Origin of the sequence: Streptomyces sp. NBC_00631 (genome assembly GCF_045206895.1) — a bacterium.
GTDB lineage: Bacteria > Actinomycetota > Actinomycetes > Streptomycetales > Streptomycetaceae > Streptomyces.
Map to the genome: position 1 here is coordinate 7,594,021 of NZ_CP107734.1, position 23,495 is coordinate 7,617,515.

Genomic DNA, 23,495 nt, shown 5'->3' on the forward strand with positions numbered 1-23,495 from the left:
GTAGTTGGCGATGGATATGACGCTTCGAAGGATTTCTGCTGCGGATGCGGACAAGGGATTCCGGTATGTCGTATCCGGATTCTCGGGTGAACGCAGCGGTGTGGAGAGCGAGTGCTTTCTCGGCCGCGAGTGGGAAGTCTTGGAGCAGATCCTGCTGGCTCAGGGGCCTGAGGAGATCAGCGAACTTCCCATCACGATGGGCGACCTCCTGGGTGACGATGACCTTGGCACCGCCTGCTTCTACCTCCCGCCGGACGAGGTGGCGGTCGCAGCTCGTTTCCTGGTCTCCGTCGACACCGCACGGTCCGTCGCCGAACACGCCGACGAGATCGCGAGGACGTTTCGCCACGGCGATATCCCGGCTGGCTATCTGGAAATCCTCGGCCGTTACCTGGAGAAGGTCCGTGATCTTTACGCTGCGGCCGCTCAGGCAGGTGAAGGCGTTGCGAAACTCGTCCAGGGCTGAGACCCGGCGCTCTTGGCCGCGGCGGGTAAGGGCTGCGGCCGTCGCGGGCGCCATAGGCGCACTGCTGACCCCGCTCGTTGGCTGCGGCACGACACCTGCTTCCCCGGATGCATCCACGTCCATGGCTACGTCCACGACCGAGGTCGCGGACCCGGCCGCGAAGGCACGCGACATCGAGAAGGATCTGAAGGCCGCCGTCCGCGGGGGTGGCCTGTCCTTGGTGGACGAGCCCACCAGGGACGAGCGGGGCTGCGTCGTCGGTTATCTGCTGCAGCCGTTGTCCCAGAATGGGCCCGACCCCGTGGACGCCACGATCACCAGCCTTAACGACGACGGCTGGGGTGGCGAGCGGCGCACCCAGGTGAACGGAATGCGGCGGGTAACCCTCACCAAGGAGGGCTGGACTCTCCGCGTTCGCGACTATTCGGCCCAGCGGGCCAAGCGTGGCTTCGTCGCTTTGCTGGCCACCAAGGCAAGCTGCAAGCAGTCGTAGTTTCAACGCGCGTCGTGATCTGCCGCGAGCACCAGAACCCCAGGAGGTGAGCGATGGCGTACTGCCAGGACCTCAGCCTGTACGAGTACCCGGACGACGCTGACGAGCCTGGTCGGTCGGAAGAGGGCACGTCCCTGCTGAACGATGAACGTCTACCAGGGCATGCGTTTCTGCGACTTCTGCCTCGCCTTTCAGGATGCACGGAAGAACGCGTGGCGGACCACGGATACCAGCCGCCGCGGGAATTCTTCGACGCGGTCCTGGCGACGTGGGAGGGAAAGTGACGGGCTCACGCAGAGCATCGGTGGGGCGGTCAACGTCTCGGTCGGCAAGGGCAGGCAGACCGCGCGGTTGAGGCAGGGCTTACCTGCGGCTCGCCGCCGCTCGGTGGGCGAGCGGCGGCGAGCCGGCGTTGATCATGTGTTGCGAACCGGCAGGTCAAGAGCCCCTTCTATGGGGACTTTCCGCCAGGTAAGCAGGGAAGCCCCCGGCAGCGCCGAAAGACACGAATGCCCTGGTCAGGGCCCCTTCCCCTAGCACTCGATGATGTTCACCGCGAGTCCCCCGCGCGCCGTCTCCTTGTACTTGACGCTCATGTCGGCGCCAGTGTCCTTCATGGTCTTGATGACCTTGTCCAGGGACACCTTGTGGGAGCCGTCGCCGCGCATGGCCATGCGGGCCGCCGTGACCGCCTTGACCGCGGCCATGCCGTTGCGTTCGATGCAGGGGATCTGGACGAGGCCGCCGACGGGGTCGCAGGTGAGGCCGAGGTTGTGCTCCATGCCGATCTCGGCCGCGTTCTCGACCTGTTCGGGGGAGCCGCCGAGGACCTCGGCGAGGGCGCCCGCCGCCATCGAGCAGGCCGAGCCGACCTCGCCCTGGCAGCCGACCTCGGCGCCGGAGATGGACGCGTTCTCCTTGAAGAGCATGCCGATCGCGCCGGCCGCGAGGAGGAAGCGGACGACTCCGTCCTCGTCGGCGCCGGGGACGAAGTTGATGTAGTAGTGCAGGACGGCGGGGATGATGCCGGCCGCGCCGTTCGTGGGCGCGGTCACCACCCGGCCGCCGGCCGCGTTCTCCTCGTTCACGGCCATCGCGTAGAGCGTGATCCACTCCATGGCGTGCGCCAAGGGGTCGCCCTCGGCCCGCAGCTGGCGCGCGGTCACGGCCGCCCGGCGCTTCACCCGGAGCCCGCCCGGCAGGATGCCCTCACGGGACATACCGCGCGAGACGCACGCCTGCATCACCCGCCAGATGTCCAGGAGGCCCTCGCGGATCTCCTCCTCGGTGCGCCAGGCCCGCTCGTTCTCCAGCATCAGCGCGGAGATCGACAGACCTGTGTCCTGCGTCAGGCGCAGCAGCTCGTCTCCGGTGCGGAAGGGGTACTTCAGGACCGCGTCGTCCAGCTTGATGCGGTCCGCGCCGACCGCCTCCTCGTCGACCACGAACCCGCCGCCGACCGAGTAGTACGTCTTGGTGAGGACTTCGGCCCCGGACGCGTCACAGGCCCAGAGGGTCATGCCGTTCGCGTGGTAGGGGAGTGTCTTGCGGCGGTGGAGCAACAGGTCGTCGTCGAAGGAGAACGCGATCTCGTGCTCGCCGAGCAGCGAGAGGCGTCCTGTGGTCCTGATCGCCTCGACGCGGTCGTCGGCCGTCTCCACGTTCACCGTGCGCGGCGAGGCGCCCTCCAGGCCGAGCAGCACCGCCTTGGGGGTGCCGTGGCCGTGGCCGGTCGCGCCGAGGGAGCCGTACAGCTCGGCGCGTATCGCGGTGACGGACTCCAGCAGCCCCTCGTTGCGCAGGCGGCGGGCGAACATGCGGGCCGCGCGCATCGGGCCGACGGTGTGGGAGCTCGACGGGCCGATGCCGATCGAGAACAGGTCGAAGACCGAGATGGCCACGGGAACTCCTTGGAAAAGGGTGGGGGCACACGCCATCGGGTGCCCCCACCAGGGAACTACTTGTTCAGACCGGGGTACAGCGGGTACTTCGCGGTCAGTGCCTCGACCCGGGCCTTGAGCGCCCGCACGTCGTAGGACGGCTTCAGCGTCTCGGCGATCACGTCCGCGACCTCGGCGAAGTCCTCGGCAGTGAAGCCGCGGGTGGCCAGCGCCGGGGTGCCGATCCGCAGACCCGAGGTGACCATCGGCGGCCGCGGGTCGTTCGGGACGGCGTTGCGGTTGACCGTGATGCCGACCTGGTGGAGACGGTCCTCGGCCTGCTGCCCGTCCAGCTCCGACTCGCGCAGGTCCACCAGGATCAGGTGCACGTCCGTACCGCCGGACAGGACGTTCACCCCGGCCTCGCGGGCGTCGGCGGCGGTGAGCCGCTCCGCCAGGATGCGCGCCCCCTCCACCGTACGACGCTGCCGCTCCTTGAAGTCCTCCGAGGCCGCGACCTTGAAGGAGACCGCCTTCGCCGCGATCACGTGCTCCAGGGGGCCGCCCTGGAAGCCCGGGAAGACGGACGAGTTCAGCTTCTTCGCGAAGTCCTTCTTCGCCAGGATGATCCCGCCGCGCGGGCCGCCCAGCGTCTTGTGGGTGGTGGAGGTGACCACGTCGGCGTACGGCACCGGGTTCGGGTGCAGGCCCGCCGCCACCAGGCCGGCGAAGTGTGCCATGTCGACCCACAGGTACGCCTCGGCCTCGTCGGCGATGCGGCGGAACTCCGCGAAGTCCAGCTGCCGCGGGTACGCCGACCAGCCCGCGATGATCACCTTCGGCCGGTGCTCCTTGGCGAGCCGCTCCACCTCGGCCATGTCGACGAGGCCGGAGCCGTCGACGTGGTAGGCGACCACGTCGAACTGCTTGCCGGAGAAGTTCAGGCGCATGCCGTGGGTCAGGTGGCCGCCGTGCGCCAGGTCCAGACCCAGGATGGTGTCGCCGGGCTGGGCCAGCGCGAACAGGGCCGCCTGGTTGGCGGAGGCACCGGAGTGCGGCTGCACGTTGGCGTACTCGGCGCCGAACAGCTCCTTCACCCGGTCGATGGCGATCTGCTCGGTGACGTCGACGTGCTCGCAGCCACCGTAGTAGCGGCGGCCCGGGTAGCCCTCGGCGTACTTGTTGGTGAGGACCGAACCCTGCGCCTCCATGACCGCGGCCGGAGCGAAGTTCTCCGAGGCGATCATCTCCAGGGTGGACTGCTGGCGCTCCAGCTCGGCGTCGACCGCGGCGGCTACCTCCGGGTCGAGCTCGTGCAGGGGCGTGTTCAGAACGGACATCTGTTTCTACGACTCCTAGGCCGGGGTCTGCTGCGGCTCTCAGCCGGCGGTGAAGGCGGTGTACTCGTCGGCGGAGAGCAGGTCGCCCGGCTCGTCCGCGACGCGCACCTTGAACAGCCAGCCGCCCTCGAAGGGGGCCGAGTTCACCAGGGAGGGGTCCTCGACGACGTCCTCGTTGACCGCGGTGATCTCACCGGTGACCGGCGCGTACAGGTCGGACACCGACTTCGTCGACTCCAGCTCGCCGCAGGACTCGCCCGCGGTCACCGTGTCGCCGACCGCCGGGAGCTGGACGAAGACGACGTCACCGAGCGCGTTGGCCGCGTGCTCCGTGATGCCGACCGTCGCCACGCCGTCCTCGGCGGCCGTCAGCCACTCGTGCTCCTTGCTGTAACGCAGCTGCTGGGGGTTGCTCATGGCCTGAATTCTCCTGTACGCGGGGGAGTGCTGGTGAATGGGGGACTGCTGGAAACGTGCGTGACCAGCGGCGATGTGCGCCGGATCACGTTCGGTGGCCGTGGCCGACGCTCGTAGAGGCGATCACTTCTGGCGCTTGTAGAACGGCAGCGACACGACCTCGTACGGCTCGTGACTGCCCCGGATGTCCACGCCGACGCCCGCCGTGCCCGGCGCCGAGTGCGCCGCGTCGACGTACGCCATGGCGATCGGCCTGCCCAGGGTCGGGGAGGGCGCACCGGAGGTGACCTCGCCGACGACCTCGCCGCCGGCGACCACCTGGTAGCCGGCGCGCGGCACCCGGCGGCCCTCGGCGACCAGGCCGACGAGCACCCGCGGCGGGTTCTGCCCCGCCCGCTCGGCGGCCTCGGCGAGCGCCGCGCGCCCCACGAAGTCGCCCTCCTTCTCGAACTTCACCACCCGGCCGAGCCCGGCGTCGAAGGGGGTGAGCTCCGTGGTCAGCTCGTGCCCGTACAGCGGCATGCCCGCCTCCAGGCGCAGGGTGTCCCGGCAGGACAGCCCGCACGGCACCAGGCCCACCGCGGAACCCGCCTCGGTCAGCGCCTGCCACAGCTCCACCGCGTGCTCCGGCTTCACGAACAGCTCGAAGCCGTCCTCGCCGGTGTATCCGGTGCGCGCGATCAGGGCCGGGACGCCGGCGACGGTGCCGGGCAGCCCGGCGTAGTACTTCAGGCCGTCCAGGTCGGCGTCGGTGAGCGACTTCAGGATCCCGGGCGACTCGGGCCCCTGGACGGCGATCAGGGCGTACGCGTCCCGGTCGTCGCGCACCTCGGCGTCGAACCCGGCGGACCGCTCCACGAGCGCGTCGAGGACGACCTGGGCGTTGGAGGCGTTGGCGACCACCAGGTACTCGGTCTCGGCGAGCCGGTAGACGATCAGGTCGTCCAGGATGCCGCCGTCCTCGCGGCAGATCATGGTGTAGCGGGCACGGCCGGTGCCCACGGAGGCGATGTTGCCGACCAGGGCGTGGTTCAGCAGCCCGGCGGCCTGCGGGCCGGTCACGGTGATCTCACCCATGTGGGAGAGGTCGAAGAGCCCGGCCCTGGTCCGTACGGCGACGTGCTCGTCGCGCTCGGAGCCGTAGCGCAGGGGCATGTCCCAGCCGGCGAAGTCGGTCATGGTCGCGCCGAGCGAGCGGTGCAGGGCATCGAGCGCGGTGTGGCGGAGTGCGGCGGAATCGGTACTGCTCATCGGTCGGTCGTCTCCCGGAGGTCCCAAGGGCATGACAGGCGAGGTCTGTCCTCCCCATCTGTCATCGGAACCTGAGAGGTTCGCCCTGACCACGAACGTGATCACGGCTTGCACCTTGGGTGGAGCCACTGACACAGCGGCCCGCTTTTCAGATGTGCCTCGCCCGCGCGGTAACGGGGCCTGAGAGATTCAAGGGAGGGACTTGCTCCTTCGGCGCCCCAGCGAAGACGGCTGGGGACTCTCCCGCGCGGATTCAAACGGCCGGTATGCAGTTGGCGCGGACATCATTGCACGCCGCCCGGCCGCACGGCAGGCCGGACTTGGCTGCTGCCTCTGTGACGCGGCTGTGGCACCACGCGCACGGAATCGCGAGACACCGTGCATTACCTTCTCTTTACGTTAAGTGGGGAGAACCTTTCCTGAACCCCGAGGGAGGACGGTCACGGTGACAAGGACCACGGCATACGCGACGACGACGGGCATCGCCCTGCCCCAGCAGCCGGCGGCCCCGGCCCACGAGCGGTGCGGCGAGCTCCCCGCACCGGTCGTCCGCGACCTGCGCGACCGCGCGGGGCACAGCCCGCTCGGCCTGCTCTTCGGCCCCCGTGACCTGGTGGTGGTCACCGGGCTGCCCGGCAGCGGCAAGTCCACCCTGATGCACCGCACCGTCCAGGGCCTGCGGATCGACTCCCAGGACACCCGCGACCGCTGGGACGCCCGCCTGGCCCGCCTCCTGCCGTACGCCGTCTACCGCCCCCTGGTCCGGCTCGCCCACTACGCCGGGCTGCACCGGGCCCTGGACACCGGCGAGGGCGTGGTCGTGCACGACTGCGGGACACAGGCCTGGGTCCGCGACTGGCTGGCCCGCGAGGCCCGCCGCCGCGGCGGCACCCTGCACCTGCTCCTCCTCGACGTCACCGCCGGCACGGCACTGGACGGCCAGCGCGAGCGCGGCCGGGGCGTCTCCCGGTACGCCTTCCTGCGCCACCGCCGGGCGGCCGGCCGGCTGCTGCGCGCGGTGGAGAAGGGAGAACTGCCCGAGGGCGTCGGCTCGGCGGTCCTCCTGGACCGGGACGCGGCCGACGTCCTGCGCAGGATCGCCTTCGCACGCTGAGACCGCGGGTGCCCGCCGGTTCGCTTCGCTCGGCGGGACCGCGGGTGTCCGCCGGCCGGTTGGCTTCGCTCGGCGGGACCGCGGGTGCGGGTCGGAGCGGCTGGTGGCTTTGTCGGTGTCACCCGCTAGCCTTTCCAGCCTCAGCAGCGGTTTCCAGCAGGCGGTAGGCAGATGGACTTCCCGGCGGACATTCCCGCGGACTTCCCGGCACAGGCACACCCCCACCCGCACGGCGGGTGGCCCGGCAACGAACTGGAGGAGGTCCTGTCGGCCTCCCTCGGTGTACCCGCGGCGGCCGGCCGGCTCATCGAGGTACTGGGCCGGAGCTTCCTGTGGATCCCGCTGCCGGAGGGCGGCGGCCCGCACAGCGGCCCGCTGGACCTGCCCACCACGCAGATCGAGGGCCAGGTGTACGTGCCGGTCTTCAGCTCCGAGGAGCAGTTCCGTCTGGTGGCCGGCTCCCACCTGTCGTACACGATCGCCCCCGCCGTCGAGTTCGCCCGCGGCCTGCCCCCGCAGGTCGGCATCGCCGTGAACCCCGGCGGAGTGGTCGGTGTCCCGCTGCCCCCGGAGGCGGTCGCCCAGCTCTGCCGGGCCGACCGCACCGAGTTGGACGGCCCCGCCTCCGGCGGCCGGGTCCGCCTCTTCGAACCGGACTGGCAGGACGACCCGATGGACTTCCTGGCCGCCGCGTCGGCCGAGTTCGCCCAGACCGGCGTGGTCGCCACGGCCCGCCGCTGCCTGGCCGTGATCGAGACGGCGGAACCCGTGATGTTCGTGGGCGTCGAACTCTCCCAGTGGGAGGGCGACATGCGCGCCCTGCCCCTGGAGGCCCTGGGCAAGGCGCTGGGCCGGACGCCGGTGCGATGGCCGGTCAACCTGGTCCTGCTGGACGTGGCGGACGACCCGGTGGGCCACTGGATGCGGGACAACGTGCGTCCCTTCTATCAGTACGGCCAATGAAAGCGCCCCGCCAGGGGCGCGGGGGTTGTATCGATATGCGGCTCCGCCGCGTGGGCGCGACCAGCCACCGACTGCGCACCCGCAGACGGACAATCGGCGCCACCCCCCTTGGCGCTTAAGCTGTCTCCAAACGCGGGGCGGCCTCCACATGCGGGGCGACATATGAAGGGGCGGTAACACGTGAGCGCCAGCGGCACCGCGGCGACCGGACAGGTCGAGCACATGCTGCGCCAGGTAACCCCCGGGCGCTACGACGCCTACGAGGCACTCCTCCGCGCCCTCGCCGCGCCCTCCTCCGGCCAGATCTGGATGCTGCTCTGGCACGGCCAGGCCGGCTCCCCGGACGCCCAGTACGGGAACATGGAGGTGGAGGGCCACGGCTACGCCCCCTGTGTGACCTCGGCCCAGGAGCTCTCCGCGAGCGGCTGGAACCGGTCGTACGAGGTGGTCGACGGCGTCGACGTGGCCCGCACGCTCTATCCCGACCACTTCGGCCTCTGGCTCAACCCGCACGCGCCGGGCGGCGGCGTCGGCATTCCGTGGCTGGACCTGCGCCGCATCGCCACCGGCCTGGACCGCCAGCCGGCCGGTCCGCTGCGGCTCACCGAACCGGCCATCGAGGTCCCGCAGTTCTACGCCCTGCTGACGCAGAACGCCCACCGCACCCCCGCGGTCCGCTCCCTGCGCCGCGCCTGGGTGCAGCCGGCGCTCGGGGCACCGTACCTCGCGATCGGCCTGGACGTGTACGACACCTCGCCGCCGGCCGTGGACTCGGTGCGGGCGATGATGCAGCAGTCGATCGGCGCGGTGCCGGACGGGCTGCCGGTGTCGACGGTGGCGATGACCGACGAGTACGACCCGGTCGTGATGTGGATGCGGGCGACGGCACGACCGTTCTACGACCGAGAGGCACACGCGGCCCTGCCGCCGGCGCCGGCCTCGGGGTACGGCTATCCGCCCGCCCAGACCGGCTACTGAGCACGACAGGACGTCGCGCCCGTCCCTGCCACCGGACGGGTGGGAGAAAAGGTGATGTGCGTCCGAAGTCCCGATTGTTCACCGGGCGGGCGGGGAGGAAGGAAGGCGAGCGGTGGATCGGGCATGGCGAGCGGTCCAGCTGTGGCGTCGGCCACGGTGACGGTCCGTCAGCTCGCCGAGGGTGATCTTCGCGCGTAGATAAGCGCAACTGGGGAGCCTTTGCCGCTTTTGGCGGGATTGGTTCCGTCCGGCCTCTATGGCCTGCCGTCCGGATAGCGGAAACCCCCGTCGTCATCACGGTTGCGCATACTTTCTCCATCAGGCCTGGCGTGTGATCACCAGGGCGTTGAAGACTCGCCTCTCAGACGCGAGGTCAGTGATCCTGCGACCCGATACGGACCAGTATCGGTCGAAGGGTCTCGTGGACAGCCGGGCCGTAACCATCGGCGGCCACCGCGCAGCAGTCAAGCGAACCAAGCCGCCCACCGCGGCGGACAAAAGCCGGTCACCACCGGTGAGAGGGGTCAGGTCACTGTGACCGCACCGATCGAGACCACCGGGTCGGCAGCCGAGGCGCAGCCGGAAGCTGTGCTGGAGGGTGCCGGCAGCGCGCGGATCGAGGGTCGTTCCCTCGGTCAGATCGCCTGGTCCCGGTTCAAGAAGGACAGGGTCGCCGTCGCGGGCGGCATCGTTGTCGTCCTGCTGATCGTCGTCGCGATCCTCTCCCGTCCCATCCAGGCCCTGTTCGGTCTCGACCCCAACGCCTTCCACCAGGAGCTGATCGACGCCAACACCTCGCTGCCGACCGGCGGCTGGGGTGGCATGAGCCTTGATCACCCCCTGGGGGTGGACCCGAAGTTCGGCCGTGACATCGCCACCCGCGTCCTCGAAGGTTCCTGGGTGTCCCTGGTGGTGGCCTTCGGCTCGACCATCCTGTCCAACGTGATCGGCGCGATCCTGGGTGTCGTCGCCGGTTACTACGGCGGCCGCGTGGACTCGGTCATCAGCCGGCTGATGGACACCTTCCTGGCCTTCCCCCTCCTGCTGTTCGCCATCGCCATCTCCGCCACCCTGCAGGGCGGCGCGTTCGGCCTGAACGGACTCCCGCTGCACCTGAGCGTGCTCATCTTCGTCATCGGCTTCTTCAACTGGCCCTATCTGGGCCGGATCGTGCGCGGCCAGACCCTCGCCCTGCGGGAGCGCGAGTTCGTCGACGCCTCCCGCGGCATGGGTGCCAAGGGCCCGTACATCCTGTTCCGCGAGCTGATGCCCAACCTGGTCGGCCCGATCATCGTCTACTCGACGCTGCTGATCCCGACCAACATCCTCTTCGAGGCGTCCCTCAGCTTCCTCGGCGTCGGCATCCAGCCCCCGCAGGCGTCCTGGGGCGGCATGCTCCGCGAAGCGGTGACGTACTACCAGGTCGATCCCGAGTACATGATCGTGCCCGGCCTCGCCATCTTCGTGACCGTGCTCGCGTTCAACCTGCTCGGTGACGGTCTCCGTGATGCTCTCGACCCACGCAGCCGCTGACGCCTGCCGTCACCGAGAGCCCAAAAAGTTTCCGACAATGGAGGGGAATCCACCCATCATGCGAAGGTCAGCGCTGGCCGCGATCGCGGCCATCGGCTCCGCCACCCTGCTGGTTGCAGGGTGCAGCAAGGCCGATGACAACAAGGACGACAACGGCGGCAGCTCCGCCGCGGCCAACGCGGCTACCAAGGGTGTCGTCAACGCGTCCGACAAGAAGGGCGGCACGCTCACCTACGAGCTGTCCGACGTGCCGGACTCGTTCGACCCCGGCAACACGTACTACGCGTACATGTACAACTTCAGCCGGCTGTACGCCCGCCCGCTGATGACGTTCGAGCCGGCCGCCGGTTCCAAGGGCAACACCCTGGTCCCGGACCTCGCCGCGAGCAAGGGCGTCCCGAGCGACGGCGGCAAGACCTGGACGTACAAGCTGCGGTCGGGCCTGAAGTACCAGGACGGCACGGCGATCACGTCCAAGGACGTCAAGTACGCGGTCGAGCGCTCGAACTTCGCGCGTGACGTGCTCTCCCTCGGCCCGAACTACTTCCAGCAGTTCCTGGTCGGCGGCGACAAGTACAAGGGCCCCTACAAGGACAAGAGCGCCAAGGGCCTGGCGTCCATCGCGACCCCGGACGACACCACGATCGTCTTCCACCTGAAGACGGCCTTCCAGGAGTTCGACTACCTGGTCGCCGCCCCGCAGACGGCCCCGGTCCCGCAGGCCAAGGACAACGGCGTCGACTACGTCAAGAACATCGTGTCCTCGGGCTCGTACCAGTTCCAGAGCTACCAGGACGGCAAGCAGGCCGTGCTGGTCCGCAACAAGAACTGGGACCCGAAGACCGACCCGCTGCGCAAGCAGCTGCCGGACAAGATCGTCGTCAACCTGAAGGTCAACCCGGAGACGGTCGACAAGGACGTGCTGGCCGGCGACGCGATCGACCTCGGCGGTGCCGGTGTCCAGTCCGCCACGCAGGCGCAGGTGCTCACCGACGCCAGCAAGAAGGCCAACACGGACAACGCCTACGGCGGCCGTCTGGTCTACATGGCGATCAACACCAAGGTGAAGCCGTTCGACAACGTCGCCTGCCGCAAGGCCGTCGAGTACGCGATCAACAAGGTCTCGGTGCAGACCGCCGAGGGCGGCCCGATCCGCGGTGACATCGCCACCACGGTGCTGCCCCCGGACATCCCGGGCTACACCAAGTCGGACGTCTACGCCTCCACCGGCAACAAGGGTGACGTCGCCAAGGCCAAGGAGCAGCTGAAGGCCTGCGGCAAGACCTCCATCAACACCAACATCACGGCCCGCTCGGACCGCCCGCAGGAGGTCGACGCCGCCACGGCGATCATCAACTCGCTGAAGGCCGTCGGCATCAACGCCACCCTCAAGCAGTACCCGTCGGGCAAGTACTTCACCGACTACTCGGGTGTCCCGAAGTTCACCGAGCAGCAGAACATCGGCCTGATCATGATGCAGTGGGGCGCGGACTGGCCGTCCGGCTACGGCTTCGAGCAGCAGATCCTGAACGGCCAGGCGATCAGCCAGTCGGGTAACACCAACCTGTCGCAGTACAACAACAAGACGGTCAACGACCTGCTGTCCAAGGCGATCGGTACGCAGGACGCGACCGAGCGCAACAGCCTCTACACGCAGATCGACAAGCAGACCATGGACGACGCGGTCCTCGTGCCGCTGACCTACTTCAAGGTCCTGCTGTACCGCCCGACCAACTACACCAACCTGGTCTCCACGTCGGCCTTCAGCGGACAGTACGACTACCTCAACATCGGCGTCGCGTCGAAGTAGCAGCCCCGGAAGGCAGGTGAAGGCATTGGTGCCCGCGGGCCGCGAGGCCCGCGGGCACCAGCGCCGATCCCCGTGATCTCGTACATCCTCCGCCGGACGTTCGCGGCAGTGATCCTGCTGCTGGTCGTCTCCGCGGTCACCTTCGCCATCTTCTTCGTGCTGCCGCGGCTGGCCGGGCAGACCGCCGACCAGTTGGCGCAGCAGTACATCGGCAAGAGCCCGTCGAAGGCGGACATCGCCGCGGTCAAGCACAACCTCGGTCTGGACCAGCCCGTCTACGTCCAGTACTGGCACTTCATCAAGGGGATCGTCTCCGGCGCCACCTATGACCTGGGCCCCAGCAAGGTGCACTGCGACGCACCGTGCTTCGGCTACTCCTTCAAGACCCACCAGGCGGTCTGGCCGCAGCTGACCTCCCGGATGCCGGTGACCCTGTCGCTGGCCCTGGGCGCGGCCGTGCTGTGGCTGGTCTCCGGCGTGGTCGTCGGTGTCATCTCGGCACTGAAGCCGCGTTCCTTCTTCGACCGCGCCTTCATGGGCGTGGCCCTCGCGGGTGTCTCGCTGCCCATGTTCTTCACGGGCAACCTGGCGATCCTGCTCTTCACCTACCAGTGGCCGATCTTCGGCCGCACGTACGTCCCGTTGACCGAGAACCCGGCGCAGTGGGCCAACACCCTCATTCCCGCCTGGTGCTCGCTCGCCCTCCTGTATTCGGCCATCTACGCGCGGCTCACCCGCTCGGGCATGCTGGAGACGATGAACGAGGACTACATCCGCACGGCCCGCGCCAAGGGCCTGCGCGAGCGCAAGGTCGTCGTCCGGCACGGACTGCGCGCCGCGCTCACCCCGATCATCACCGTCTTCGGCATGGACCTCGGTCTGCTGCTCGGCGGCGCGGTGATCACCGAGACCGTGTTCTCGCTGCACGGCATCGGCCAGTACGCGGTGCAGGCCATCGACGACAACGACCTGCCCCCGATCCTCGGCGTGACCCTGCTCGCCGCCTTCTTCGTCGTGATCGCAAATCTCCTGGTGGACCTGCTCTACGCGGCCGCCGACCCGCGGGTGAGGCTCTCGTGACCGAACTCTCCAAGACCGGCGCCGCCGTGGGCGAGCCCACGCCGACCAGCCCGTCCGACGCCTTCCTCGATGTCCGCGACCTCAAGGTGCACTTCCCGACGGACGACGGCATCGTCAAGTCCGTGGACGGCCTCAGCTTCTCCCTGGAGAAGGGCAAGACCCTCTCCATCGTGGGCGAGTCCGGCTCCGGCAAGTCCGTGACCTCGCTGGCCATCATGGGCCTGCACCGGCTCGGCGCCCGCGGCAAGAACGTCCGGATGTCCGGCGAGATCTGGCTGGGCGGCAAGGAGCTCGTGGGCGCCTCCCCGGACGAGGTGCGCCGGCTGCGCGGCCGCGAGATGGCGATGATCTTCCAGGACCCGCTGTCCGCGATGCACCCGTACTACAAGATCGGCGACCAGATCGTCGAGGCGTACCGGGTGCACCACGACGTCTCCAAGAAGGTCGCCCGCACCCGTGCCATCGAGATGCTCGACCGGGTCGGCATCCCCGAACCCGCCAAGCGTGTCGACGGCTACCCGCACGAGTTCTCCGGCGGTATGCGCCAGCGCGCCATGATCGCCATGGCTCTGGTCAACAACCCCGAGCTGCTCATCGCGGACGAGCCGACCACCGCCCTCGACGTCACCGTCCAGGCGCAGATCCTCGACCTGATCCGCGACCTGCAGAAGGAGTTCGGCTCCGCGGTCGTCCTCATCACCCACGACCTGGGTGTGGTGGCCGAGATCGCCGACGACGTCCTGGTGATGTACGGCGGCCGGTGCGTGGAGCGCGGTCCCGTCGACGAGATCTTCGAGAAGCCGCAGCACCCCTACACCTGGGGTCTGCTGGGCTCGATGCCGCGCATCGACCGGGAGACCTCCGACCGGCTCATCCCGGTCAAGGGCCAGCCGCCGAGCCTCATCAACGTCCCCTCGGGCTGCGCCTTCCACCCGCGCTGCCCGTACGCGGACCTCCCCAAGGGGAACGTCACCCGCACGGTCCGCCCGGAGCTGCAGCAGGTCGACGGCGGCCACTGGTCCGCCTGCCACCTCTCGGCCGAGGACCGCACGCGGATCTGGACCGAAGAGATTGCGCCGAAGCTGTGAGCGACACGAAGAAAACCGATGACGCCGTCATCCCGCAGCAGGCGTCGGCTTCCGAGGAGACGTCCGAACGGGCGTCCGGGGACCGGGAGGTGCTGCTGAAGGTCGAGGGCCTGCAGAAGCACTTCCCGATCAAGAAGGGCATCCTGCAGCGTCAGGTCGGCGCGGTGAAGGCCGTCGACGGCATCGACTTCGAGGTGCGCAAGGGCGAGACCCTCGGCGTGGTCGGCGAGTCGGGCTGCGGCAAGTCGACCATGGGCCGGGTCATCACCCGGCTTCAGGACCCGACCGGCGGCAAGGTCACCTTCGAGGGCCAGGACATCACGCACCTGTCCACGGCGAAGATGCGCCCGCTGCGCCGCGACATCCAGATGATCTTCCAGGACCCGTACGGCTCCCTCAACCCCCGGCACACCATCGGCTCGATCGTCTCCGCGCCGTTCCGGCTGCAGGGCGTGGAGCCGGAGGGCGGGATCAAGAAGGAGGTCCAGCGCCTCCTGGAGCTGGTGGGTCTGAGCCCCGAGCACTACAACCGCTACCCGCACGAGTTCTCCGGCGGCCAGCGCCAGCGCATCGGCATCGCCCGGGCGCTCGCCCTGAAGCCGAAGCTGGTCGTCGCCGACGAGCCCGTCTCCGCCCTGGACGTCTCGATCCAGGCACAGGTCGTCAACCTCATGGACGACCTCCAGGAGGAACTGGGCCTGACCTACGTGATCATCGCCCACGACCTCTCCGTCGTCCGGCACGTCTCGGACCGGGTCGCGGTGATGTACCTCGGCAAGATCGTCGAACTCGCCGACAGCACCAAGCTGTACGAGTCGCCGATGCACCCGTACACCAAGGCGCTGATGTCGGCCGTGCCGGTCCCGGACCCGAAGCGGCGCGGGCAGAAGAGCGAGCGCATCCTGCTCCGCGGTGACGTGCCGTCGCCGATCGCCCCGCCGTCCGGCTGCCGTTTCCACACCCGGTGCTGGAAGGCGACCCAGATCTGCAAGACGACCGAGCCGCCGCTCCTGGAACTCCGCCCGGGGCAGCGGGTCGCGTGTCACCATCCGGAGAACTTCGCCGACCAGGCCCCGCAGGACACCGTCCTGCTGGCGGCGGCGAAGGAGGCCTCCGAGCTGGTGGGCGAGGCGGTTCTGGAGGAGGAGGCGAAGACGTCGCAGGCGGTGGCCGCACCGGAGCCCGAGGCGACGGCCGAACCGGCCGCGACGGAGCCGGAGTCCGAGGCGACGGCCGAACCGGCCGCGACGGAGCCGGAGTCCGAGGCGACGGCCGAAGCCGCCGATGCCGAACCGGAGTCCGAGGCGACGGCCGAAGACGCCGAACCGGAGCCCGGGCCGGCCGCCGAGACCCCCGACGCGCCTGCCGCTTCCGGCGACTCCACAGCGGAGCCACAGAAGCCACAGGAGTCAACCGACAAGTAGCCCATGACACAACTGGGCAAAGTCATGTACATGCCTTAACGGGAGAGCGCAGAGTCGACCGTGTCCGTCCACTGACCGGCACGCTCGAAAGGGACGACCCATGCGCCTCTCCCGTTCGGCACGTCTGGCGGCTGCCCGCCCGTCTCCCACCACCACCCTCAAACGACGCGCTACGCGCGGAAGCTTGGTTTTGACCGCGGCAGCCGCCTCCTTCGTCATCGCGGCCGCGCCCGCCCTCACCCCGGGCGCCGACGGCATCGGCGACCCCTACTTCCCGCAACTGGGCAACGGCGGCTTCGACGCCCGCCACTACGACCTCGACGTGGCCTACGCCCCGGACACCGGCCGCCTGGACGGCCGTACGACGATCACCGCGCGCGCCACCCAGAACCTCTCCTCCTTCGACCTCGACCTGCAGAAGCTGGAGGTCACGAAGGTCGAAGTGAACGGCAGACGCGCCCAGTTCACCCGCGCGGGCGACGAGATCACCGTCACGCCGAGGGACGCGCTCGCCAAGGGCCGGGACTTCACGGTCTCCGTCACCTACGGCGGGATACCCGAACCCCTCAACGGGCCCATCGTCTTCGGCTCGGACTACGGCTGGATGAAGACCCCCGACGGCGTCTTCGTCGCCTGTGAGCCCAACGCCGCCTCCACCTGGTTCCCGTCCAGCGACCACCCCTCCGACAAGGCCACCTATGACATCCGGATCAAGGCGCCCGAGGGCCTGACCGCGGTCTCCAACGGCCGGCTGGTCTCCACGTACGACAAGGGCGGTTCGACGTACACCCACTGGCGCGAGGGCAAGCCGATGGCGACCTACCTCGCCACCGCCACCATCGGGAAGTTCGACGTGCGGACCGGCAGGACCCCCTCCGGCATCCCGATCTACGTCGCCATCGACCCGGTCCTCGCCAACAGCAACAGCGTCGACGTGTACGCCGTCACCGCCGCCGCCACCGACTACTGGTCGCAGGTCTTCGGGCCGTACCCGTTCGAGGAGACCGGGGCCATCGTCGACGACATGCCTGAGGCGGGGTTCTCGCTGGAGGTGCAGAGCAAGCCCGCCTACTCGGCGGTGCGCAACGAGACGACGATCGTGCACGAGCTGGCCCACCAGTGGTTCGGCGACTCGGTGAGCGTGGCGCAGTGGAAGGACGTCTGGCTCAACGAGGGCTTCGCCACCTACGCCCAGTGGCTGTGGGCGGAGCACCAGGGCACCAGGTCCGCCCACGACTCGTTCCTCGCCGCCTACGACGCCCGGACCGCCGACAACCCCTTCTGGCAGATCACCGTCGCCGACCCGCAGCGCGACACCATGTTCGCCTCGGCCGTCTACCAGCGCGGCGCGATGACCCTCCAGATGCTGCGCGAACGCATCGGCGACACGGCGTTCTTCAAGCTGCTCCCGGCCTGGACGAAGCTGCACCGCTACGGCAACGCGGACACCGCCGACTTCATCCGCCTCGCGGAGAAGGTCAGCGGGCAGCAGCTGGACGACCTGTTCCGGACCTGGCTGTTCACCACAGGGAAACCCGCCCTGTGAGCCTGGGTTTGTAAGGTTCATGCACCCTGACAGGACACAATGTCAGGGTGCAGCTCCAGCAACTCTTCTCTCCCTCCGTCCAGCACACGCTCGACGTCATCGGCATCTTCGTGTTCGCGATCTCCGGCGCGCTGCTGGCCGTCCGCAAGAACTTCGACGTCTTCGGCATCGGCGTGATGGCCGAGGTCACCGCGCTGGGCGGGGGGATCTTCCGGGACGTGATCATCGGGGCGGTGCCCCCGGCCGCCTTCACGGACCTGGGGTACTTCATCACCCCGCTGTTCGCCGCGCTCGTGGTGTTCTTCCTGCATCCGCACGTGGAGCGGATCCAGTCGGCGGTGCTGGTCTTCGACGCGGCCGGCCTGGGCCTGTTCGCCGTCAGCGGGACGACGAAGGCGTACTCCTACGGACTCAACCTGTTCGCCTCCGCGGCCCTGGGCCTGGCCACCGCGGTCGGCGGCGGTGTGCTCCGGGACGTGCTCGCCAACGAGGTTCCCTCGCTGCTGCGCTGGGACCGCGATCTGTACGCGGTCCCAGCGATCGTCGGGGCGACGATGGTGGTGCTGTGCCTCCGTTACGACGCGCTGACCCCGTTCACCAGCGGGCTCGCGGTGGTCACCGCTTTCGTACTGCGCCTGCTCGCGATGCGGTACCACTGGCGAGCGCCGCGTGCGTGGAACCGGCGCTCGACGGTTCGAGAGGAGTAGTGGCACGGCCCTTGACGTGGCTCTGGCCCATGTTGACCGTGAGCCACTCGAACACGGTCGTCACCTGGGGCCGCCACAGGGCCATGTTGTGACCGCCGTCGCTGCGCGGCAGGTACACCACGTGCACGGTGGTCGGCGCCTTGGCGATCTGTTCGAGTGCCACCCCGGCCTGGTAGCCGTCACCGGACTCCCCGGACAGGTACAGCGCGATCCGGGGCGGGCTGACCGCCTTCCTCAGCAGCAGGTAGGGGTTGTTCTGCTCGCGCAGGGTGATGTTCTGCGCGGCGAGTGAATTGCGCTCGCCGATGGGGTCGTTGTAGCCGGACAGGCTGACCGCGGCCCGGTAGCGGTCCGGGTGGGCGACCGCCAGCTTGACCGCGCAGTGCGCGCCGGCGGAGTAGCCGGCGGTGGCCCAGTTCGCGGGGGCGGGGGCGGCCCGGAAGTTGTCGGTCACCATCTTCGGGACGTCGATGCTGAGCCAGCTGTCGGCGTTGACCGTGCCCGGGATGTTGGCGCACCCGGTGTCCACGCCGGCCAGCAGGTTGGTGCGCGGCGCGACCAGGATGAAGGGGGCGACCCTGCCGCTCCTCATCAGCGGTGCCAGCTGGGCGGTCACCTTCATCGAGCCGAACCAGGCCTTGGCCGAGCCGGGGTAGCCCGGCAGCAGTTCCACGACCGGGAACTTGTGGTTCTTGTACCTCGGCTCGTTGTACTGGGGCGGCAGCCACACGTAGACCTCGGCGTTCACCCCGGAGATCCGGCCCTTGAGCTGGGTGACCCGCACCCCGCGCATGCCAGGTCCGCCGGCCGCGGTGAAGGCCTGCTTCACCTTGGGCAGCGTTTTCAGCGCTATGCCGCCGGTACCGTCCTGGCCGAGGTTCGCGGCCTGCTGCACGTGGTTGCCGGTACCGAGGAGGTCGGCCCAGTTGTCGTACAGGTTGTTCTCGTTGTTGACCAGCACGAAGATCAGCGTCACCGCCGTGGCCTGGGCGAACAGCAGCATCAGGACCCGGGCCGCGGTACGCACGGCCTTGGGTCCCCGCATCCTCGACCACAGGAGGAGCGGCAGTATGAGGGCGACCACCGACAGGACGATGGTCGTGTAGAGGAACGGAGTCCCGGTGAGGCTCATGTCCCCATAGAGGGCAATCACGGGCCCCGGGTTACGGACGTGTCCGGACACTTACCTAGAAATTGCCGGAACCTCACTCGGCGGAGGGATCCCTTACCGGCCGGGCCACTGGTGTGTGGCTCACAAAAGCTACCGCTTAGTAATCACTTCTTGTACTGTTCAGCCATGCCAGAAGCAGCAGCCACGCGGGCCCTGATCGGTGACAGCGAGTTCGACCGCGACACCGCGGTCACCCGGCGCGCCCCCGGGGTCTACGACATCGACCTCTCGGCCGGCTGGACCATCATCAACGCCGTGAACGGCGGCTATCTCCTGGCCGTGCTCGGCCGGGCGCTCGCGGACACGCTGCCGCACCCGGACCCGTTCACCATCTCCGCGCACTACCTGACCGCCTCCCAGCCGGGCCCGGCCGTGATCCGCACGGACACCGTCCGCACCGGCCGCACCCTCTCCACCGGCCAGGCCTCGCTCTTCCAGTACGACGGGGAGGGCAACGAGGTCGAACGGATCCGCGTCCTCGCCTCCTACGGCGACCTCGCCGCCCTCCCTGACGACGTCCGCACGGCGGCGGCCCCGCCCGCGTTCCCGCCCATGGCACACTGCTTCGGTCCCGAGGACGGTCCGGCGCCGGTCGACGGCAGCTCGGCCATCACCGAGCGCCTGATGCTCAAGCTGGACCCCGCCACCCTCGGCTGGGCCCTCGGCGCCCCCTCCGGCAAGGGCGAGATGCGTGCCTGGTTCGGTCTCGCGGACGGCCGTGACGCCGACCCGCTCTCCCTCCTCCTGGCGGTGGACGCGCTGCCGCCCACCGCGTTCGAGATCGGCCTCAAGGGCTGGGTCCCCACCGTCGAGCTGACCGTCCACGTCCGTCACCGCCCCGCCCCGGGCCCGCTGCGCGTCTCCGTCACCACCCGCAACCTGGCCGGCGGCTTCCTGGAGGAGGACGCGGAGGTCTGGGACAGCGCGGACCGCCTGGTCGCCCAGTCCCGCCAGCTGGCCCGGGTCCGTCTCGGCTGACCTCCGGGCAACTGTGTTCTGTCACGGGCCTGTACCAGCGAGTAAATGGTGATCGTCCGGGAAAGCGCAGGTCGGAGCGGTTCTTTGGGTTTCCCATTACCCGAATCACAGGCTGGGGACAGGGCGAGCCCAAGAACGCCCTAAACGCCGTTGGTTGAGTGCCACTCCTCAGGACTCCCTCATCCTTTACGGAGTTGTCTCTCATGAAGCGTGTACGACTCGTCCCCGCCGTCGCCCTGCTCGCCGTCTCCCCGCTGCTGCTGACCGCGTGCGGTTCGAGCGACTCGTCCTCCTCCGGCAGCGGCAACTCCGGCCAGACGCAGTCCTGTCAGCAGCCTTCCGGGATGCCGACCGGCAACGCGTCGGGCCGTCCGAGCGGCGCCCCCTCGGGCGCTCCCACCGGCACCGCCAAGCCGACCGGTACCTCCACCGGCATGCCCAGCGGCGCGCCGGGCGGCGGCGGTCAGGGCGGCGGCCCCGGCGGCATGGGCGGTGGCTGCGGTGGCGGACAGGGCGGCCCCGGCGCCGGCGGCGCGGCCCCCAGCGGGGCGCCCACCGCGCAGGCGACGAAGAGCTGACCGCGGGGGTCACACGACAGGGGCGGCGCGTCCGGTGAACGGACACGCCGCCCCTTGGCGTTCCCCGGCAGCCCCTAGTCCAGCCAGTGCTGCCGGCCGAGGCTGATCAGGCGCATCTGCCGGGTGGCGATCCGAGTGGCGCGCTCGCGCTCCGCCTCCGAGGGTTCGGGGGGCTCCAGGGTCTCCAGGAAGAGGGAGGCCGTGATGAGCATCTGGTCCACATAGAGGTGGGCGAGCATCAGCAGGTCGTCGTCGTTCCACCCCTCGGCCTCGGGGTCCTTGGCCAGCTCGGTCTTGACCTCCTCGGCGAACCGGGCGAGCTGGTCCCGGATCGCCTCCCGCACCGGCTGCACCCCGCCGTGCCGCTCCCGGGCGATGAACCGGACGTGGGCCGGGTGCGCGGCCACATGGTCGGCGATCAGCCGCACGGCCCGGGTGATGCGCTCCGCGCCGGGTGTGGCGACCGTCGTACGGACCATGGGGTGCAGACTGCCGAGCGCCTCGTCGACGAGGGCGACCCCGAGATCGGCGGTCGAACGGAAGTGCCGGTAGAAGGCGGTCGGGGCGACGCCCACGGCCCGGGTGACCTCGCGCAGTCCCAGGCTGCTCAGGCTCTGCTCCTCCAGCAGGGCCAGCGCCGCGTCCAGGAAGGCCTGGCGGGTCTTCTGCTTCTGGGCCTGTCGGATGCCGAGGGTGTGACTCATGTCATCCAGTTAACAACTGTTCTCCGGAATTGAAAAGCCGTACGAGTTGCTAGACTCGAAGTCAGTGAACAACTGTTACTACAACCGTTCACCCAAATGTAACGGAGGGGGATCGACCCCATGCTGTTCCTCGTCGCCGCACTCATGCTGCTCGGCGTGGTGCTGGGCACCGTGGCCCACGCGCCGCTCGACGTCACCGCCGGCCTCGCCGCCGTGATCGTCGTCTGGCTGGCCGTCTTCGCACTCCGCGAGCGCCTCGCCCGCCGCCGCCACACCTCGGCCAACTGACCTGCTGTCCCCGCTCACTTGAGGAGCTGAGCATGATGCAACTCACCGCCCCGGCCACCCCCCGGCCCCAGACCAGCACCCGCGACGCCGACGGCATGGCCGTGGCGTCCTTCATCCTGGGCCTCCTCGGCCTCCTGGTCCTGAACCTGTTCCTGGGCCCGATCGCCATCATCCTGGCCCTGGTCTCCCTGTGGCGCGGCACGCAGCGCAAGGGCCGCGCGTATCTGGGCCTGGCCCTGGGTGTGGCGGACCTGGCGGTCCTGGCCATCGCCATGGAGGTCTCGAACACGATCTCCTGGAGCCTGTAGACATGATCTCTGAAGCGCCGTTCACAGGAGCGCCCCTTCAGGGGGGCGGGGCTGTGTCCATGTGCGGCTCCGCCGCGTAGGCGCGACCAGCCACACCGAACCGGCACCCGCCCACCGGCACAGGCCACCTACGGCGGCTAGGCGACCCTCACCCCGCCCCCCGTAGAATCGACTCACCATGGCCTACCTCGACCACGCCGCCACGACCCCGATGCTCCCGGAGGCAGCCGCGGCTCTCACCGCGCAGCTCGGCGTCACCGGCAACGCGTCCTCCCTGCACGCCTCCGGCCGCAAGGCCCGCCGCACGGTCGAGGAATCCAGGGAGACCCTCGCGGAAGCGCTCGGCGCCCGCCCCAGCGAGGTCGTCCTCACCTCCGGCGGCACCGAGGCCGACAACCTCGCGGTCAAGGGCCTCTACTGGTCCCGCCGCGACGCCGACCCGGCCCGCACCCGGGTCCTCGCCAGCCCCGTCGAACACCACGCGGTCCTGGACGCCGTCCACTGGCTCGGCGAACACGAGGGCGCGACGGTGGAGTACCTCCCCGTCGACACCTACGGCCGGGTCCACCCCGAGGCGCTGCGCGAGGCGATCGACCGCAACCCCGACGACGTGGCCCTCACCACCGTCATGTGGGCCAACAACGAGATCGGCACGGTCCTGCCGGTCCGTGAACTCGCCGCCGTGACGAACGAGTTCGGTGTCCCCCTGCATGCCGACGCGGTCCAGGCCTTCGGCCAGATCCCGGTGGACTTCGGTTCCTCCGGCCTCGCCGCGATGACCGTCTCCGGCCACAAGGTGGGCGGCCCGTACGGCATCGGTGCCCTGCTCCTCGGCCGTGAGTACAGTCCCGTACCGGTCCTGCACGGCGGCGGCCAGGAGCGGCACGTCCGCTCCGGCACCCTCGACGTCCCGGCGGTCGCCTCCTTCGCGGTGGCCGCGCACCTCGCCGCCGAGCGCCGCGAGTGGTTCGCCCGGGAGATCGGCGCCCTGCGCGACGCGCTGATCGACGCCGTCCGTACGGCCGTACCGGACGCGATCCTCGGCGGCGACCCGGTGGACCGCCTCCCGGCCAACGCCCACTTCACCTTCCCGGGCTGTGAGGGCGACTCGCTGCTCCTGCTGCTCGACGCGCAGGGCATCGAGTGCTCGACGGGCTCCGCGTGCACGGCCGGGGTCGCGCAGCCCAGTCATGTCCTGCTGGCCACCGGCACCGACCCGGACCTGGCCCGGGGCACGCTGCGCTTCTCGCTCGGTCACACCTCCACCCAGGCCGACGTCGAGGCGGTCGCGAAGGCGATCGGCCCGGTCGTGGAACGGGCGCGGGCCGCCGGACTGTCGTAGCGGCCGGTTCTCGGCCGCCTTCGCCGACACGCGGTA

Annotated in this window: 23 protein-coding genes and 1 riboswitch; of the genes, 17 read left to right on the top strand and 6 right to left on the bottom strand. The window is 69.5% G+C overall.

Features of this window, described 5'->3' with window-relative positions; all coding sequences use genetic code 11:
- Positions 1-10 precede the first annotated feature (10 nt).
- Both OHB00_RS35025 and OHB00_RS35030 read left to right on the top strand, forming a co-directional pair.
- Positions 11-466 carry a hypothetical protein gene (locus OHB00_RS35025; RefSeq protein WP_406440815.1) on the top strand — a complete coding sequence of 152 codons (456 nt, stop codon included), beginning with the start codon at positions 11-13 and terminating at the stop codon, positions 464-466.
- A gap of 121 nt (positions 467-587) precedes the next feature.
- Positions 588-959 carry a hypothetical protein gene (locus OHB00_RS35030; protein ID WP_406440817.1) on the top strand — a complete coding sequence of 124 codons (372 nt, stop codon included), beginning with the start codon at positions 588-590 and terminating at the stop codon, positions 957-959.
- A gap of 533 nt (positions 960-1,492) precedes the next feature.
- On the opposite strand, the gene OHB00_RS35035 is transcribed toward OHB00_RS35030, so the two are convergent.
- From OHB00_RS35035 to gcvT, 4 genes are all read right to left on the bottom strand, one after another.
- Positions 1,493-2,860, bottom strand: coding sequence for an L-serine ammonia-lyase (locus tag OHB00_RS35035; RefSeq protein ID WP_406440818.1), 1,368 nt, complete (start codon positions 2,858-2,860; stop codon positions 1,493-1,495).
- Positions 2,861-2,916: 56 nt separating this feature from the next.
- Entirely contained in the window at positions 2,917-4,179 is a 1,263-nt protein-coding gene (glyA, locus tag OHB00_RS35040; RefSeq protein WP_406440820.1) for a serine hydroxymethyltransferase, read from the bottom strand.
- A gap of 39 nt (positions 4,180-4,218) precedes the next feature.
- The gene (gcvH, locus tag OHB00_RS35045) at positions 4,219-4,596 is read right to left on the bottom strand and encodes a glycine cleavage system protein GcvH (protein ID WP_217547667.1); all 378 of its coding nucleotides are present in this window, start codon (positions 4,594-4,596) and stop codon (positions 4,219-4,221) included.
- Positions 4,597-4,719: 123 nt separating this feature from the next.
- A complete protein-coding gene (gene gcvT / locus OHB00_RS35050) occupies positions 4,720-5,847 on the bottom strand; it encodes a glycine cleavage system aminomethyltransferase GcvT (protein ID WP_406440821.1) in 1,128 nt (375 codons plus the stop codon).
- 158 nt (positions 5,848-6,005) lie between these two features.
- Positions 6,006-6,103: riboswitch (glycine riboswitch) on the bottom strand.
- Between the two features lie 189 nt (positions 6,104-6,292).
- On the opposite strand from gcvT, the gene OHB00_RS35055 reads away from it, so the two are divergent.
- The 10 genes from OHB00_RS35055 to OHB00_RS35100 all read left to right on the top strand — a co-directional run bounded on the left by OHB00_RS35055 (position 6,293) and on the right by OHB00_RS35100 (position 18,090).
- A complete protein-coding gene (locus OHB00_RS35055) occupies positions 6,293-6,961 on the top strand; it encodes an AAA family ATPase (RefSeq protein ID WP_406440823.1) in 669 nt (222 codons plus the stop codon).
- A 171-nt stretch (positions 6,962-7,132) separates the two neighbouring features.
- On the top strand, positions 7,133-7,924 hold the full coding sequence (locus tag OHB00_RS35060) for an enhanced serine sensitivity protein SseB (RefSeq protein ID WP_406440825.1): 792 nt from the start codon (positions 7,133-7,135) through the stop codon (positions 7,922-7,924).
- Positions 7,925-8,104: 180 nt separating this feature from the next.
- A complete protein-coding gene (locus OHB00_RS35065; RefSeq protein WP_406440827.1) occupies positions 8,105-8,902 on the top strand; it encodes an enhanced serine sensitivity protein SseB C-terminal domain-containing protein in 798 nt (265 codons plus the stop codon).
- Positions 8,903-9,436: 534 nt separating this feature from the next.
- Positions 9,437-10,435: an ABC transporter permease gene (locus OHB00_RS35070; protein ID WP_406440829.1), complete on the top strand. Its 999-nt coding sequence runs from the start codon at positions 9,437-9,439 to the stop codon at positions 10,433-10,435.
- A gap of 37 nt (positions 10,436-10,472) precedes the next feature.
- Entirely contained in the window at positions 10,473-12,245 is a 1,773-nt protein-coding gene (locus OHB00_RS35075) for an ABC transporter substrate-binding protein (protein WP_406440830.1), read from the top strand.
- Between the two features lie 72 nt (positions 12,246-12,317).
- A complete protein-coding gene (locus OHB00_RS35080; RefSeq protein WP_406440832.1) occupies positions 12,318-13,325 on the top strand; it encodes an ABC transporter permease in 1,008 nt (335 codons plus the stop codon).
- Complete coding sequence (locus OHB00_RS35085) at positions 13,322-14,413, top strand: ABC transporter ATP-binding protein (RefSeq protein ID WP_406440834.1); 1,092 nt, start codon at positions 13,322-13,324, stop codon at positions 14,411-14,413. The genes OHB00_RS35080 and OHB00_RS35085 overlap by 4 nt, the downstream gene beginning before the upstream one ends.
- Complete coding sequence (locus OHB00_RS35090) at positions 14,410-15,837, top strand: dipeptide ABC transporter ATP-binding protein (protein WP_406440836.1); 1,428 nt, start codon at positions 14,410-14,412, stop codon at positions 15,835-15,837. Before OHB00_RS35085 ends, OHB00_RS35090 begins: the two co-directional genes overlap by 4 nt.
- 100 nt (positions 15,838-15,937) lie before the next feature.
- Positions 15,938-17,383, top strand: a complete 1,446-nt coding sequence (locus OHB00_RS35095) for a M1 family metallopeptidase (RefSeq protein ID WP_406440838.1) — start codon at positions 15,938-15,940, stop codon at positions 17,381-17,383.
- 47 nt (positions 17,384-17,430) lie between these two features.
- Entirely contained in the window at positions 17,431-18,090 is a 660-nt protein-coding gene (locus OHB00_RS35100; RefSeq protein ID WP_406440840.1) for a trimeric intracellular cation channel family protein, read from the top strand.
- On the opposite strand, the gene OHB00_RS35105 is transcribed toward OHB00_RS35100, so the two are convergent.
- Positions 17,999-19,222 carry an alpha/beta hydrolase gene (locus tag OHB00_RS35105; protein ID WP_406440842.1) on the bottom strand — a complete coding sequence of 408 codons (1,224 nt, stop codon included), beginning with the start codon at positions 19,220-19,222 and terminating at the stop codon, positions 17,999-18,001. The two genes, OHB00_RS35100 and OHB00_RS35105, sit on opposite strands and share 92 nt — an antisense overlap.
- 165 nt (positions 19,223-19,387) lie before the next feature.
- On the opposite strand from OHB00_RS35105, the gene OHB00_RS35110 reads away from it, so the two are divergent.
- Both OHB00_RS35110 and OHB00_RS35115 read left to right on the top strand, forming a co-directional pair.
- Complete coding sequence (locus OHB00_RS35110) at positions 19,388-20,239, top strand: thioesterase family protein (protein WP_406440844.1); 852 nt, start codon at positions 19,388-19,390, stop codon at positions 20,237-20,239.
- 203 nt (positions 20,240-20,442) lie between these two features.
- Positions 20,443-20,817: a hypothetical protein gene (locus OHB00_RS35115; protein WP_406440846.1), complete on the top strand. Its 375-nt coding sequence runs from the start codon at positions 20,443-20,445 to the stop codon at positions 20,815-20,817.
- A gap of 74 nt (positions 20,818-20,891) precedes the next feature.
- Here the strand turns inward: OHB00_RS35115 and OHB00_RS35120 are convergent, their stop codons facing one another.
- On the bottom strand, positions 20,892-21,521 hold the full coding sequence (locus tag OHB00_RS35120) for a TetR family transcriptional regulator (protein WP_406440848.1): 630 nt from the start codon (positions 21,519-21,521) through the stop codon (positions 20,892-20,894).
- 120 nt (positions 21,522-21,641) lie between these two features.
- Here OHB00_RS35120 and OHB00_RS35125 point away from each other — a divergent pair, with 120 nt between their 5' ends.
- The 3 genes from OHB00_RS35125 (at position 21,642) to OHB00_RS35135 (ending at position 23,459) form a co-directional block, all read left to right on the top strand.
- Positions 21,642-21,809 carry a hypothetical protein gene (locus OHB00_RS35125; protein ID WP_089098627.1) on the top strand — a complete coding sequence of 56 codons (168 nt, stop codon included), beginning with the start codon at positions 21,642-21,644 and terminating at the stop codon, positions 21,807-21,809.
- A gap of 35 nt (positions 21,810-21,844) precedes the next feature.
- The gene (locus tag OHB00_RS35130) at positions 21,845-22,117 is read left to right on the top strand and encodes a DUF4190 domain-containing protein (protein WP_406446129.1); all 273 of its coding nucleotides are present in this window, start codon (positions 21,845-21,847) and stop codon (positions 22,115-22,117) included.
- A 178-nt stretch (positions 22,118-22,295) separates the two neighbouring features.
- Positions 22,296-23,459 carry a cysteine desulfurase family protein gene (locus OHB00_RS35135; protein WP_406440850.1) on the top strand — a complete coding sequence of 388 codons (1,164 nt, stop codon included), beginning with the start codon at positions 22,296-22,298 and terminating at the stop codon, positions 23,457-23,459.
- Positions 23,460-23,495: the final 36 nt, after the last annotated feature.